This is a genomic window from Natronosporangium hydrolyticum, assembly GCF_016925615.1.
Lineage (GTDB): Bacteria > Actinomycetota > Actinomycetes > Mycobacteriales > Micromonosporaceae > Natronosporangium > Natronosporangium hydrolyticum.
Window position 1 is genome coordinate 4,827,583 of the sequence record NZ_CP070499.1, and the last position, 13,366, is coordinate 4,840,948.

12 protein-coding genes are annotated in these 13,366 nt (G+C 69.9%); 7 read left to right on the forward strand and 5 right to left on the reverse strand.

What is annotated here, in order from left to right; translation table 11 throughout:
* The first annotated feature begins 189 nt into the window (after positions 1–189).
* Positions 190–975 carry an Rmt family 16S rRNA (guanine(1405)-N(7))-methyltransferase gene (locus JQS43_RS21725; RefSeq protein ID WP_275580950.1) on the forward strand — a complete coding sequence of 262 codons (786 nt, stop codon included), beginning with the start codon at positions 190–192 and terminating at the stop codon, positions 973–975.
* Positions 976–1,140: 165 nt separating this feature from the next.
* Here the strand turns inward: JQS43_RS21725 and JQS43_RS21730 are convergent, their stop codons facing one another.
* The 3 genes from JQS43_RS21730 to JQS43_RS21740 form a co-directional block, all read right to left on the reverse strand.
* The gene (locus JQS43_RS21730) at positions 1,141–1,947 is read right to left on the reverse strand and encodes a class I SAM-dependent methyltransferase (protein ID WP_239676224.1); all 807 of its coding nucleotides are present in this window, start codon (positions 1,945–1,947) and stop codon (positions 1,141–1,143) included.
* Complete coding sequence (locus tag JQS43_RS21735; RefSeq protein WP_239676225.1) at positions 1,947–3,089, reverse strand: tRNA-ribosyltransferase family protein; 1,143 nt, start codon at positions 3,087–3,089, stop codon at positions 1,947–1,949. Before JQS43_RS21735 ends, JQS43_RS21730 begins: the two co-directional genes overlap by 1 nt.
* Before the next feature lie 317 nt (positions 3,090–3,406).
* Positions 3,407–3,646 (reverse strand): hypothetical protein, encoded by a 240-nt coding sequence (locus JQS43_RS21740; protein ID WP_239676226.1) that lies wholly within the window; start codon positions 3,644–3,646, stop codon positions 3,407–3,409.
* A 105-nt stretch (positions 3,647–3,751) separates the two neighbouring features.
* Here JQS43_RS21740 and JQS43_RS26385 point away from each other — a divergent pair, with 105 nt between their 5' ends.
* The 4 genes from JQS43_RS26385 to JQS43_RS21760 all read left to right on the forward strand — a co-directional run bounded on the left by JQS43_RS26385 (position 3,752) and on the right by JQS43_RS21760 (position 8,706).
* Positions 3,752–3,952 (forward strand): hypothetical protein, encoded by a 201-nt coding sequence (locus JQS43_RS26385; protein WP_420847613.1) that lies wholly within the window; start codon positions 3,752–3,754, stop codon positions 3,950–3,952.
* A gap of 160 nt (positions 3,953–4,112) precedes the next feature.
* On the forward strand, positions 4,113–4,970 hold the full coding sequence (rsmI, locus tag JQS43_RS21750; protein WP_239676227.1) for a 16S rRNA (cytidine(1402)-2'-O)-methyltransferase: 858 nt from the start codon (positions 4,113–4,115) through the stop codon (positions 4,968–4,970).
* Positions 4,971–5,071: 101 nt separating this feature from the next.
* On the forward strand, positions 5,072–6,820 hold the full coding sequence (locus JQS43_RS21755) for an ABC transporter ATP-binding protein (RefSeq protein WP_239676228.1): 1,749 nt from the start codon (positions 5,072–5,074) through the stop codon (positions 6,818–6,820).
* Entirely contained in the window at positions 6,817–8,706 is a 1,890-nt protein-coding gene (locus JQS43_RS21760; protein WP_239676229.1) for an ABC transporter ATP-binding protein, read from the forward strand. Before JQS43_RS21755 ends, JQS43_RS21760 begins: the two co-directional genes overlap by 4 nt.
* Positions 8,707–9,303: 597 nt before the next feature.
* Here the strand turns inward: JQS43_RS21760 and JQS43_RS21765 are convergent.
* Positions 9,304–9,855: a hypothetical protein gene (locus tag JQS43_RS21765; RefSeq protein WP_239676230.1), complete on the reverse strand. Its 552-nt coding sequence runs from the start codon at positions 9,853–9,855 to the stop codon at positions 9,304–9,306.
* A 152-nt stretch (positions 9,856–10,007) separates the two neighbouring features.
* Positions 10,008–11,366, reverse strand: a complete 1,359-nt coding sequence (locus JQS43_RS21770) for a cystathionine beta-synthase (protein ID WP_239676231.1) — start codon at positions 11,364–11,366, stop codon at positions 10,008–10,010.
* 132 nt (positions 11,367–11,498) lie between these two features.
* Here JQS43_RS21770 and JQS43_RS21775 point away from each other — a divergent pair, with 132 nt between their 5' ends.
* Together JQS43_RS21775 and JQS43_RS21780 are read left to right on the forward strand one after the other, a co-directional pair.
* Positions 11,499–12,476, forward strand: a complete 978-nt coding sequence (locus JQS43_RS21775) for an SGNH/GDSL hydrolase family protein (protein ID WP_239679530.1) — start codon at positions 11,499–11,501, stop codon at positions 12,474–12,476.
* Positions 12,476–13,276 carry an SGNH/GDSL hydrolase family protein gene (locus JQS43_RS21780; protein WP_239676232.1) on the forward strand — a complete coding sequence of 267 codons (801 nt, stop codon included), beginning with the start codon at positions 12,476–12,478 and terminating at the stop codon, positions 13,274–13,276. Before JQS43_RS21775 ends, JQS43_RS21780 begins: the two co-directional genes overlap by 1 nt.
* The last annotated feature ends 90 nt before the right edge of the window (positions 13,277–13,366 follow it).

The window sequence follows — 13,366 nt, forward strand, 5'->3', positions numbered from 1 at the left end:
AGCTACCGAATTCTAGCAGCCCCCTCGTAACCTGCTGCGCCATCTCAGCCCGCTGCTTATGGCACGACGCTCGCCCCTGACCAACGGTGTGGTCCTGAGCCAACCAGCGTGCTCTAAGGTAAGAAAACCGACCCAGCATGAGGCCCGATAGTGACACCTGACTGTGACGACCCCCGCATCGACGAGATTGTGCATGCGCTCACCAGGAGCCGGCGATACCAGACAGTGTCCCCAGCGACGGTCAGCCGTGTCGCACGTTCCGCGCTCGTCGCTGCCAACGGCGATATGCCCGACGCGGTCAAGCGCACCAAGCGAGGGCTGCACGAGATCTACGGCGCCTTCTTGCCACCCAAGGCGCCCAACTACCCTTCGCTGCTCAAGAGCGTGGCCGCAGCGGTAGCCGAAGGCGACGACGCGGCGGTGCGGGCCGAGTTGAGCCGGGCCATGTCGGTGCACGTGTCCACTCGGGAACGTCTGCCCAAGATCGCTGATTTCTACCGCGCGGTCTTCGCGGACATCCCGCCACCGACGACGGTCCGAGACCTCGCCTGTGGCCTGAACCCGCTGGCCGTACCATGGATGCCCCTACCGCCAGGTGCGACCTACCTCGCCTCGGACATCGACACCCGATTGGTCGAGTTTGTCGGCGCAGTGCTCGCAGAACTCGACGTGGCGCACGAGGTTGCTGTCGTCGACCTTGTCGATGCGCCAGTTGACGCACCGGCTGATGTGACGCTGTTGTTGAAGACCCTTCCTTGTCTGGAGATTCAGCAGAAGAGCGTCGGATGGTCCGTGATCGACAGTTTGAACTCACCCATCGTCGTGGTGACGTTCCCCACGAAGTCACTCGGCCAGCGCTCCAAAGGCATGTTCCAGAACTATTCGACCGCTTTCGAGCAGCACGCAGCCTCGCGGTCGTACGCCATTCAGCAACTCGAGGTCGGCAACGAGTTGATCTACATAGTTAAGAAGTAGCTCCCGCGCGTTCCCGGCACATCTGGGTGACTTCGTACGTGCGCTCCCCCGCTTTCGCCAATTCGGCCGTTGCCGACGCATGCAGCCGGGTCGACCGGGTCGCACTGGCGGACGCCCGCGTACCCGGCCAGAGACGACGGCACTGGTCAACCGGCGCTGGGAAGATTAGCTCCGCTTCCGAATCACGATAAGCTCCTCTGTGGGCAAGGCGGTACGCGACCAGGCCCATCGCCGGTCTCGCGCCAACGCCGTCAACGCGTCAACGTGCTGCTGGCTGAAGACCGCTGCCCGGCCGTTCATCGCCCGGGTAGGAAAAGACACGACGATGTGGTCGCACTCGAGGCGATCGACGAGTCGGAGCCCAGCCCCGGACTCCCGCCCCTCGATGCAATGGTAGGTCTTGAGTAACAGCGCCAGGTCGGCACGGACCAGCGGCGCCCCGGTGAGTATGTCCGCGTGGGACACCTCGCAGTCCGGGTAGGTCCGGGCGAGGAAGGTGCTCGCAAGCGACACGAAGGTCGCGTTGAAGTCGTAGCCGATATACCGGGCTTCGGTGACGTCCCGCAGCCAAGGCAGGGTGAACGGGTTCATCGCGCACGCGAGGTCGACTATCGTGTCCGGTGGCGGGACCAACCCGAGCACCGTCGGATAGAAAACCTCGAGATCGGGCAGCCGCTCCGCTGTGGAGAAGTGGCTGCCGAGGACCTGCCGGCACCACTCTTTACGACTCGCTGGGTCCGCCAGATCGGTGCGGCCGAGGCCGCGGCGCAACCCCGCCGGCCGGGCGGTCGACAGATGCAGCGCAGCTACCTTGTGCAGCCGCAACCGGACCCGGCGCTCCAGCTCCGCGGCGCCGATGGTGCCGTCGCCGTGGTGCTCCCGACGCACCAGGTCCGCGATGGTCTCCGGGTGGACGTCACGGTACTTCGCCGACGCGCGCAGACGCGCGATGACCTGCTCCGCCGCGCTCATCAACCGGCCGTGGCGGGCACCGGGCCGCCGCCGGCGCGGAGCATCTCCAACAGCCGGGTGTAGAAGCGAAGATTATGGAGGGTGGCGAGCCGGTCCGCGAGCCCATCCCGCACTCGGAAAAGGTGGTGCAGGTAGGCCCGGCTGTAGCGGCGACAGGTCGGGCAATCGCAGGTGGCGCAGATCGGCTCGTCGACCCGCGCGTTCTCCTCGTCGTGAATATAGACATTGCGGTAGAAGCCGCGATCCGGGGTGAGGCCCCGGGTAGCGATGTCCGGCACGAAGGCATAGAGCCGGCCATGCCGCGCGTCCCGGGTCGGGATGGTGCAGTCGAACACCCACCGGCGGGTGAGCTGGCACAGGGAGACCAGGTGCTCCGGACGCCCGACGCCCAGCGCGAAGAGCGGCGCGTTGCTCGGGGTCAACCGGGCGATCAAGGCGAACATGTCGAACTCGAGCTCGCCGGCGGCGTTCAGCGGCCAGCCACCGAATCCGAACCCCTGCGCGCCGGACTCGACGAGCGCGTCGACACACCGCTCTCGCAACGTCGGGTCGGCGCCGCCCTGAACCACCCCGACCAGCAGCGGCGGATCCGCCTCGCGCCGTTGCCGGCACTGGAGGTCGTAGGCTTTACGCGCCTGCTGAAACCATCGGATGGTCCGTTCGGTGGAGGCCAGTTGCTCCGCCGCCGAATCGTCCGGGCCGGTGCAGTCGTCGAGCGCGATAGCTACGTCCGATTTAAGGCTGAACTGCCACTCTATGACCTTCCCGGGGGTCAGGACGGTCTTCTTGCCGTTGTCTGGTTCTCGAAAGGTGACGCCGCCTGCCCGAATCGAGCTGGTCTTACCCTGCTTTCGCAGCAGCGAAAGCACCTGGAAGCCACCCGAATCCGAGACAATGGCGCCGTCCCAGGCCATCAGGCGGTGCAACCCGCCCGCCTGACGTACGTTTCGCAGCCCTGGGCGTTGCGCCAGATGCATCGCGTTCACCATCACCGCGTCGATCCCCACCGTACGCAGGTCGAGCGTGTCGACGGTGCGGACCGAGGCCCTGGTCGCGTCAGGCAAGAACGTCGGTAGCGCGATCGCCCCGTGTGCGGTTTCGAGGCAGACACCCGAGGCGACGGGATCGTCAACAGACGTCATGGGTGCGGCGGCTCCTCAGGCAGGGCGGTGACACCCAGAATACGCTGCCAGGCGAATACCCGGCGAAGAGCGTGCCGGTCGGGTTCAGCCGCGACTCCGGGGCCACGATCCGGGGAAGAGCTGAGTCCACTCCTCATCGCCGGGCTCGGCCGGCCCCACCGCCGCAGGTGATCACGAGTAGAACCGACGCCCACCGCGCCCGGACCGTGCCGGCCAATAGGGCTCCGTCATCGAAGTGAGGCGAGTCGGCTCATGTGGTGGGCCACCTCAGCGGCCCGGACAACCGTGACCGGGACGATAGATATGAGTATGGAAATCTACTCCTCCGGCTGGGGCGCCTGCTCCAGCCACTCGAGGGTGTAGAGGTCTTCGGTGAACATGTACTCCGTGTATGTGCGCTGGCCAGCGGGCACGATGACGTCGGTTCGTAGTTCTTCGGGAATGAAGGGTTCGCTGCCGGAAGCTATTGCAACATCCGCGAGGGGTACTGGCATGTCTGTGCAATCGCGGCTAACGCCGTCGTACTCTTCAGCTGCGCAGACCATGACTCTGGTCATAATTCTGACCTCTGCGACGCATCGGGTGCCCGGCTATCGCCGAAGCAGCCGGCGACCAGCCCCGCCGACAGCGTGAGGAGTGAAGCGGTCCATACCCGCTGATGCATGATCCACCTACCTCGGCCTACGGTTGTCCATGCGGGCCGGAAGCGGTTCGTCATCACCGACACCCTCGGGCTGCTGGTGGTGATGGCCTACGCGGCCAGTGTGCAGGACCGCGGCGGCGCCAAGACCACGCTGCTGAGTATGTACCTGGCTGGGATGGGCCCGATGGATCTTATCGACCACCGTCGAGATCGTACGTAAACCAGCCGGGGTGCTGTCGGAGCAGCCCATCCGGCTAGCAGAGCTGATCGGAGGATCCCCTCGGATAGAGTGTGCCTCGGACGACATCGGGGGGTGCATGATGGCAACACCGAGCAAGGCCCCTGGGGCGCGCGACCCCAGCGCGGGCACCCTCTATCTGGTGCCGACACCGATCGGCAATCCTCGCGACATTACCCTCCGCGCAATCGACGTACTCAGCCAGGTTGACGTCGTCGGTTCGGAGGACACCCGGCACACGCAACGCCTCCTGAAATCACTGGGCATTGAGGTACGCCTATTGAGCTACCACGACCACAACGAGGACACCCGCAGCCGACAGCTCGTCGCATCGCTGCTGGCAGGTATGGACGTGGCGCTGGTCTCCGACGCCGGGACCCCACTGGTCAACGACCCCGGCTACCGCATCGTGACCGCGGCCATCACCGCGGGTGTCCGGGTCTGCCCGCTCCCCGGGGCCAACGCGCCGGTGACCGCTCTGGTGGGCTCTGGGCTCCCCAGCTCCCACTTTTACTACGGAGGCTTCCTCCCCCGAAAAGGGGCTGCCCGGCGAGCAGCACTCGCCAGCCTGCGCATGAACCAGGCCACGTTGGTCTTCTTCGAAGCACCGCACCGGATTCTGGCGACCCTCGCCGACCTGCTGACGGTCCTCGGCGATCGGCAGGCAGCCCTCGGCCGCAATCTGTCAAAGGATGACGAGGAGTTCCTGCGCGGACCACTGTCCACACTACACTCCGGACTCGCGGCAGCGGAGGTCGTCCGCGGCCAGTTCACGGTGGTGGTGGCCGGTGCGGATGAGGCCTCCGCCGACGAGACTCGGACGCTGGCCGACCAACTGATCCGCGCCATGGTGAAGCATGGCGGGACGGGGCGATTTGTCCGAGACGTGGTACGGGACGTCAGCGGGCTGCCGCGGAACTGGATCTACGAACAGGTCCAACTCGCCGAGCAGCGGTCGGTTGGCGGCGGTCCTGGCTCCCGGTCGACGGAGACCGACTAGCCCGACGGTGCCGGGCTTGCAGAACGCCCACACAGGTCGTCGTGCCCTGCGGGTAATTCCGTTGCCCCGGCAACGACCGGGCCGTAATCTCGACATCTGCCATGAAATCCTCCCGATCCACTCGTCGAATCGTCCTGCGTCAACTGCGGCCAGGGCGGCGTGGCGCGCTGGCCCTGACCGCGGGCGTGCTCGCCGCTACCGTCCTGCCGCTACTGGCACCGCAGTTGACCCAGCGTTTCGTCGACGGTGCGGTCGCCGGCGACCCGACCCAGTCGTTGATCCTGCTCGCGCTCGGCTATCTCGGGCTGGCGGTCTCGGGCCAGTTCGCCCGGATGTTCACCGCCTGGCTCGCCAGCCGGCTCGCCTGGGACGGCACCAATCGGCTCCGCGAACGGCTCGCCGAGCACGCGCTGGAGCTGGACATGTCGTACCACGGCCGGCGCACCCCGGGCGAGATGATCGAACGGGTCGACGGCGACGTGGTGGCGCTCTCCGAGTTCGTGGTCGCCTTCCTGCTCGACGTGATCGCCAGCTTCCTGCTCCTGCTCGGCGTCCTGATCATCGTCCTCACAGTGGACGTCCGGATCGGGGCAGCGCTGATCGCGTACTGTGCGTTGGTCGGGTTCGGGATGATCCGGGCGCAGCGGCTGGCGGTGCCGGCCGCCACCCGGGTCCGGGAACGCTTCGCGGCGCTCTTCGGCAACCTGGAAGAGCGGCTCGCCGGCGCCGAGGACATCCGCGCCAACGGCGCCGGCGACCACGCCGTCCGCCGCTTCCACCAGGTCAGCGCCGGGGTATACCGGGCCGATCTACGCGCCAACCAGATCAGCGGTGGCTTGTTCGCCGGCACCACGGTGGCGTTCGCGATCGGCACCGCGCTAGTGCTGGCGTTGGCGGCCTGGACCCAGCAGACCAACACGCTGACCGTCGGCACGGTCGTGCTGCTGTTCCAGTACACGCAGATGGTCCGTACCCCGTTCGAGCGCATCATCGATCAGCTTCAGCAGTATCAGAAGGCGTTGGCAGCGATCGCCCGGATCGGCGACCTGCTCGGTGAGCGCCGGACGCTGCACGATCCAGCGCAGCCGCAGGCGCTGCCAGCCACCGGCGCGCTGGGGCTGGAGCTGGACCGGGTCAGCTTCGCCTACTCGGCCGACGACGACCGGGTCCTCGACGATGTCACGATCCGGCTGGCGCCGGGTGAGACGCTCGGATTGGTCGGGCGGACCGGCAGCGGTAAGACCACCATTGCCCGGATGGCGCTGCGCCTATACGACCCCACCCACGGCACGGTCCGGTTGGGCGGCGTGGACCTGCGGGACACCGCCCGGGCGGACCTGCGCCGCCGGGTCGCCATCGTCACCCAGGAGGTGCAGCTCTTCGCCGCCTCGGTACGGGACAACCTGACCCTGTTCCGCCCGGAGCTCGCCGACGACGACCGGCTGCGGCAGGTGCTCACCGACGTCGGGTTGGCGGACTGGTTCGCCGGACTGCCCGACGGACTGGAGACCGAGCTGGGGCCGCACGGCGGCGGAGTCTCCGCTGGCGAGGCACAGCTGATCGCCTTCGCCCGGGCGTTCTTGCGCGACCCGGGGCTGGTGGTGCTGGACGAAGCGGCGAGCCGGCTCGACCCGGCCACCGAGGAGCTGATCGACCACACGATGGACCGGCTACTCGCCGGGCGTACCGGGGTGCTGATCGCGCACCGGCTCTCGTCATTGTCGCGAGTGGACATGATCGCGGTGGTCGACGGCGGCCGGATCGTCGAGTACGGCCCGCGGGCGCAGCTGGCCGCCGACCCGCAGAGCCACTTCGGGCACCTACTCGATGCCGCGGGGGTGGCCCGATGAGATCTCCGGTGTGGTTGGTTGTCAGCCGGCTGATCCGGGTCAGCCCGGGCCGCTACTACGGCGGAGGCTTGCTGTGGGTCGCGCTATGGGTGACGCCGCTGCTTAGTGGCCTGGTCCTAAAGGGTCTGTTCGACCTACTCAGCGGCGAACGCGCCGCCGGCTTGGACGCCGCGCTGTGGCTGTGCGCCGCCTTCGTGGCGGTGGAGGCGCTGCGCGGGTTCTTCTTCTGGACCGGAGTCATCGTCTGGCCGTACTGGTGGATCGGCTCGGAGACCACGCTGCGCGCCAACGTGCTGCGCTCGGTGCTGAGCGCCCGCGGGCCGGCGGCGAGCCGGCTGCCACACTCCTCTGGGGAGGCCGTGTCCCGGTTCCGCGACGACGTAACCGATCTGGTCTCGCTCACCGACCGGCTGGTGGACGTGGTCGGCGCGCTGCTCTTCACGATCGGCGCCTTCATCATCATGTTGCGCATCGACCCGGTGATCACCCTGGTGCTGGTGCTCCCGATGGTGGTGGTGCTGATCCTCAACCGGGTGCTCTCGGCGATGATCCGCCGGGTGCACGCCCGCGCCAAGCACCTCGGCGCGGTGGTCACCTCCTTCGTCGGCGAAATGTTCGCCGGCGTGCTGGCGATCAAGACCGCCGGCGCCGAGCCGGCCGTTCTGGAGCGGTTGCGCGAGCACAACCGCCGACGCCGCACCGCCGCGGTCAAAGACCGGCTGCTGATCGACCTGGCGGACACCTCCACCAGCGCCGGGGTCGAGGTGAGCATCGGGCTGGTGTTGCTGCTGGCGGCACCGGCGATGCGGACCGGCGAGTTCACCGTCGGCGACTTCGCGCTCTTCGTCAGCTACGTCGGCTGGCTGACCATGCTGCCGCGCTTCCTCGGCCGGCTGCTGTACCGGATCCCGCAGGGTGCGGTCGCCACTGAACGACTGACTCGGCTGATGGCACCGCACGAAAGCTCGGACGACCTGTCGCGCCGCAGCGGGGTGTGGTTCCACCAGGACGCCCCAGCGGGTTCGGCACCGGCCCGGCCGGCGGACAAGCTCGTCCTGCTGGAGTCGCGAGGGCTGACCATCCAGCACGGCGACGGTGGCCGCGGCGTCCAGGACGTGGACCTACGGGTGCCGCACGGCTCGTTCACAGTGGTCACCGGCGCCGTCGGAGCGGGCAAGACCACCCTGGTACGCGGGCTGCTGGGGCTGTTGCCGGCCGAGGATGGCGCGATCTACTGGAACGGGCAGCCGGTCGACGACCCGGGTACCTTCCTGGTCCCGGACCGGGCAGCCTATGCGGGGCAGGTGCCACGTCTCTTCTCCGACACGTTGCGGGAGAACCTCCTGCTGGGGTGGGAGGCCGACGACCAGCAGCTCGCGGCGGCGATCCACCAGGCGGCGCTGGAACAGGACCTGGCGGCGATGCCGGACGGGTTGGCGACGATGATGGGGCCGCGCGGCGTCCGGCTCTCCGGCGGCCAGGTGCAGCGGGCCACCGCCGCCCGGGCACTGGTCCGAACTCCGGAGCTGCTGGTGGTGGATGACCTGTCATCGGCGCTGGATGTGGAGACCGAACAGCTGCTGTGGCAGCGAATCGACCAGGCGGCGAAGGCCGGCCGGGGCCCGGCCACGCTGCTGGTGGTCTCCCACCGACGGGCAGCGTTGACCCGCGCCGACCAGGTGGTGGTGCTCGACCGGGGCAGGGTGGTGGGCACCGGCCCGCTTCCGGAGTTGCTGCGCACCTGCCCTGAGATGCGCCGGCTGTGGCGCGAGGAGGGGGTAGCCGAGGCGGAGCAGGGCGACGGCGGCGCCGGGGCGGGGGAAGGCGTGGCCGGGGCGGCGGATCCGGCACCGGAGCGAGTGTCGCGACCAGCGCCCACATCCTGAGCGTTGTGGCCTACCAGGCGGTAGGGTGTGCCGCTCGGATGTGACCGCTGGGGTGATACCCAGCGTCCGCCCGGTCCGGCCCGGCGATCCCGGTCCGATCCTCGGAATCCGGTTGCCGCGTCGCCGCCAGGCGGCTAGCGTGCTAGGTACACGAGAGAGGAGGTGGTCCTAAGTTGTATAGCTATCGGACTCGTGAGGTGACTGTCCGCTAGTCGCCGTTCTCTCGGACTTCGTATGCCGAGGCCGCGTGACACTCACGTGTGACGGTGACGCGGCGAAACCCAGGCAGTTACCCGACCCCCGGGGCGCCGGCCTAGTCCAGCCGGTGCTGCGCTCCACAGTGTGCGCAGAACCCCGGGGGTCGAACCATGTCTAGAGGGTGCCGGAGTGCGCGACCGCTGCACAGGGCGGGGAGCATCACGGCCCCGCACTCCGGCCACCCCCGTACCCACCCACCCCAATCTCGCGCCGGCACTGGCGCGCAGCCGACCGGTGGAGGTCAACCGGCCGAAGGGGGCTGACGGGTGGGCGGTGCGGCGGGCCCGAGGCTGGCGAAACGTCGGGCCGCCGCGAGTGGAGAGCTTCCCGGCGGCCCGGTCAGTCGAACAGGCCGCCGTTGGTGCTACGCCCACCCTCCCCGGTTCGCCGGGCGGGCCGCTGCCGCGGCTGTGCGCCGGTTCGACGGCTCGGCTGCGCTCGCCAACCAGACTGCGACCGCGCTGGCTTGTTGCCGTTGCCGCCCTCGGCCGCCGGAGCCGCCACCGGTTTCGGCGTGGGTCTCGGCGTCGGCTTCGACGCGGGCTTCGGCACCGGCCCGGGCTTCGCTCCGGCGCCCGCCGGCCCGGCACCGGCCGGCGCACCCGCCGACCCGACGCCGTCCGGCGCCCCCGTTACCCCAGCTCCAGCCGGAGCTGACACCAGCACCGGCGCTGGCGCCAGCGGTGGCGAACTCATAGCTGGCGGTGGCCGGCGTGACGCCTGGTCCGCCCGCTGGGCGAGCTGGCGTGGTGGGCACGGCCAGTCGCCGCCGCACCACCGGCACTGTTCGTTCTCGTCCGGCTCGTCGTGTCTACCCAACATCTGCTGTGCGTCCCGCCACAGCAACCGGTCGACCACGTCGGCCGGCTCAGAAGCCTCGTCCCGGCTCATATGCACCCCCTCAACAGCGGATCGCGATAACTCGCCGCTGCCATCTCTGCACTCAGTGGAACCCGCCGAGGCCACCCCCGCGCCGGACAGGGTGTCCGATTCACCCGTTCGCGCGGGCCCGGGTGGCCCCGGCGAGCTCCCCTGTGCCGGCGCTACCGGGGGTAGTTGAGCAGATCCTGCCGGGTCAGCACCCCGGCCGGTTTCCCGTCCACCAGCACCATCGCCGCGTCGGCCTTCGCCAACAGCGCCACCGCCTCGGAGACCGGCTGGCCGCCGCCGATCAACGGCAACGGCGGCCCCATGTGCCCCTCGATCATGTCGTAGAGCTGCGCCTGCCCGGAGAAGAGCGCGTCCAGCAGGTCCCGCTCGGCGATCGAACCGGCAACCTCACCGGTGACCACCGGCGGCTCGGCCTTCAACACCGGCAGCTGCGAAACGCCGTACTCGCGCATCACGTCGATCGCTTCCCGGATGGTTTCGGTGGGGTGGGTGTGCACCAGCGGCGGGATCACCTCACCCTTACCGGCGAGCACACCCGCGACGGTCTCCCCGATGCTGTCCAGGAACCCGTAGCTGGCCATCCAGTCGTCGTTGAAGATCTTCGACAGGTAGCCGCGGCCGCCGTCCGGGAGCAGCACCACGACGACGTCGTCCGGGCCGGCCCGGCGCGCCACCTCCAGCGCGGCCACCACCGCCATCCCGCAGGAGCCGCCCACCAGCAACGCCTCCTCCCGGGCGAGCCGGCGGGTCATGTCGAACGAGGCGTGGTCGGTCACCTCCACGATCTCGTCGCAGATCTCCCGGTCATACGTAGTCGGCCAGAAGTCCTCACCGACCCCCTCGACCAGGTACGGCCGGCCGGTGCCACCGGAGTAGACCGAGCCCTCCGGGTCGGCACCGATGATCCGTACCCGCCCGCCGGAGACCTCTTTGAGGTAGCGCCCCACGCCGCTGATGGTGCCGCCGGTGCCGACCCCGGCGACGAAGTGGGTGATCTCGCCGCCGGTCTGCTCCCACAGCTCCGGCCCGGTCGTTTCGTAGTGCGAGCGAGGGTTGTTGGGATTGGCGTACTGGTCGGGCTTCCACGCCCCCGGCAGCTCCCGCGCCAGCCGATCCGAGACGCTGTAGTACGAGCGGGGGTCGTCCGGCGCCACCGCCGTCGGGCAGACCTCCACCTCCGCCCCGTACGCCCGCAGGACGTGCTGCTTGTCTTCGCTGACCTTGTCGGGACAGACGAAGACGCAGCGGTACCCCCGCATCTGCGCCACCATGGCCAGGCCGACCCCGGTGTTGCCGCTGGTCGGTTCGACGATGACACCACCGGGGCGGAGCTTGCCCTCCTGCTCGGCGGCCTCAACCATCCGCAGCGCGATCCGGTCCTTCACCGACCCGCCGGGATTCATGTACTCGATCTTCGCGAGCACCCTGGCGGGGATCCCCGCCGTAACTGTGTTCAGCCGCACCAGCGGCGTGTCGCCGATCAGTTCGACCACGTTGTCGTAGTAGCGCACCACCGAAGCGTAGCCTCAAACCGAATCACAGTCGCCCGTCCCGCCTCAGGGTTAACCACGCCCGCAGGTCAGATGCGTAAGGACGGCGCCACCGGATAATCTTCGCGCGTGGGCGGCGTGAACGGGAACTGGATGCGCGGGGTTGGCTACGGGGCGGCCGCCGTGCTCGGCACCGCATTGGCCACCGTCGGGCTCCTGCTGGGCCAGGCCCAACAGGCCCGGCGCAACATCCCGCGGGCGCAGGCGCCGCCGCCGCGCGGCAGTGGCCGGTACGGCGGCCGCAGCGGCGAGCCGCTGACCGTGGTGATGCTCGGCGACTCGGTCGCGGCCGGGTACGGCGTTGCAAAACCGCGGCAGACCCCCGGCGCGCTGCTCGCCAAGGGTATCTCCCGGCGGTTGGGGCGACCGGTCCGGCTGCACCGGCTGGCGGTGGTCGGGGCGATCTCCGCCCGGTTGGCTCCCCAGGTCGAGGAGGCGCTGGAGCTGCGCCCCGACCTCGCGGTGATCGTGATCGGCGGCAACGACGTCACCCACGGCACTCCCCCGGCGGTCGCCGTCGCCCACCTGGTGGCGGCGGTCCGCGCGCTCCGCAACGCCGGCGCCGAGGTGGTGGTGGGCACCTGCCCCGACCTCGGCACCATCGTGCCGATCCGACCACCGCTGCGGTGGGTGGCCCGCCGGTGGAGCCGTCAGCTCGCCGCCGCCCAGACCGTCGCGGTGGTGGAGGCCGGCGGCTGGACCGTCTCGCTGGCCGACCTGATCGGGCCCCGGTTCGCCGCCGAGCCGCAGCGGATGTTCGGGGTCGACCGGTTCCACCCCTCGATCGAGGGGTACGCGGCCGCCGCCGCCGCGCTGCTACCCACCGCGCTGGCCGCGCTCGGGCGGGAAGACCCGACCAGCGAGCGGGGTATCCAGTCGCTGCCGCGGGCCGCGGCCGAGGCGTCTCGACACGGCGGGACCGAGGTCTCCGCCGCCTCGGTCGGTGGGCGCGAGCGCGGGCCCGCCGGCCGGTGGGCGTCGCTGCGACGCCGGGTCCGCGCCGCGGTCGGCCCGTCCGTCGGCTCCGCTGCTGTCAGCACCATTCCCGAGCCCAACCTGTTGGAGTCGTAATGGCCACCCTTCCGCGTCGTGTCGGCCGCGCCGCCGCCACCACCCTCGCCGCCGCCGGCTTCGGCGGAGCGCTGCTGCTACTCGCTGAGGTGATCGCCGCCCGCTCCCGCCGGTACGCGACGCCGTCGCTGAGCCTGGCGATGCGGACCACTGTCGGCCCGGCGGAGGCGCCACCGTTGCGGCTGACCCTGCTCGGGGACGCGGGGGCGCTGGGGGTGGGGGTGGACACGGTCGACGCCACCCTCGGCGGCCAGCTGGCTGACCTGCTGACCACCGGCAGCGGGCCGGCGGGCGCACCACCTCGGCGGCGGGTCGAGCTGGCCAGCGTGGCCGTCGCCGGCTCCCGGTCCCGGGATCTGGCCACCCAGGTCTCCCGAGCGCTGGTGGGCAACATCCCGGACGTCGCGGTGATCCTGATCGGCGCGGGGGACGTCACCGGCCTGCACCGCTCCGGCGAGGCGGCGGCACACCTGGGCGCGGCGGTGCGCCGGCTGCGCGACACCGGCGTGGAAGTGGTCGTCGGCACCTGCCCGGACCTGGGCGCGGTCCGTGCCTTCGCGCCGCCCCTGCGGCAGCTTCTCGGTTGGCAGGGACGGCGGCTGGCGCGGGCACAGGCGGCGGCGGTCCACGCCGCCGGCGGCGACGTGGTCGACCTGGCGGCGGAGACCGGCACGGTGTTCCGGACCGACCACGCCTCGCTCTGCTTCGACCGGTTCCACCCGTCGGCCGACGGCTACCGGGTCTGGGCTCACGCGCTCTACCCGGCGGTCGCCGCCGCCGTGGTGCCGCTGCAACGCTGACGCCGCTCGGCTGATCCGCCCACTTGATCAATCCGCGTCTCCGCAGGTCAAGTGGTTACTCCACCGCGTTTGCTCTGCACACGTATACGC

Bases quoted from the DNA above. Each gene is read 5' to 3' on its own strand.
- JQS43_RS21740 (WP_239676226.1), bottom strand. From the start codon at position 3,646: ATGACCAGAGTCATGGTCTGCGCAGCTGAAGAGTACGACGGCGTTAGC.
- JQS43_RS21730 (WP_239676224.1), bottom strand. From the start codon at position 1,947: ATGAGCGCGGCGGAGCAGGTCATCGCGCGTCTGCGCGCGTCGGCGAAG.
- JQS43_RS26385 (WP_420847613.1), top strand. From the start codon at position 3,752: ATGATCCACCTACCTCGGCCTACGGTTGTCCATGCGGGCCGGAAGCGG.
- JQS43_RS21775 (WP_239679530.1), top strand. From the start codon at position 11,499: ATGCGCGGGGTTGGCTACGGGGCGGCCGCCGTGCTCGGCACCGCATTG.
- JQS43_RS21735 (WP_239676225.1), bottom strand. From the start codon at position 3,089: ATGACGTCTGTTGACGATCCCGTCGCCTCGGGTGTCTGCCTCGAAACC.
- JQS43_RS21765 (WP_239676230.1), bottom strand. From the start codon at position 9,855: ATGAGCCGGGACGAGGCTTCTGAGCCGGCCGACGTGGTCGACCGGTTG.
- JQS43_RS21780 (WP_239676232.1), top strand. From the start codon at position 12,476: ATGGCCACCCTTCCGCGTCGTGTCGGCCGCGCCGCCGCCACCACCCTC.
- JQS43_RS21760 (WP_239676229.1), top strand. From the start codon at position 6,817: ATGAGATCTCCGGTGTGGTTGGTTGTCAGCCGGCTGATCCGGGTCAGC.
- JQS43_RS21755 (WP_239676228.1), top strand. From the start codon at position 5,072: ATGAAATCCTCCCGATCCACTCGTCGAATCGTCCTGCGTCAACTGCGG.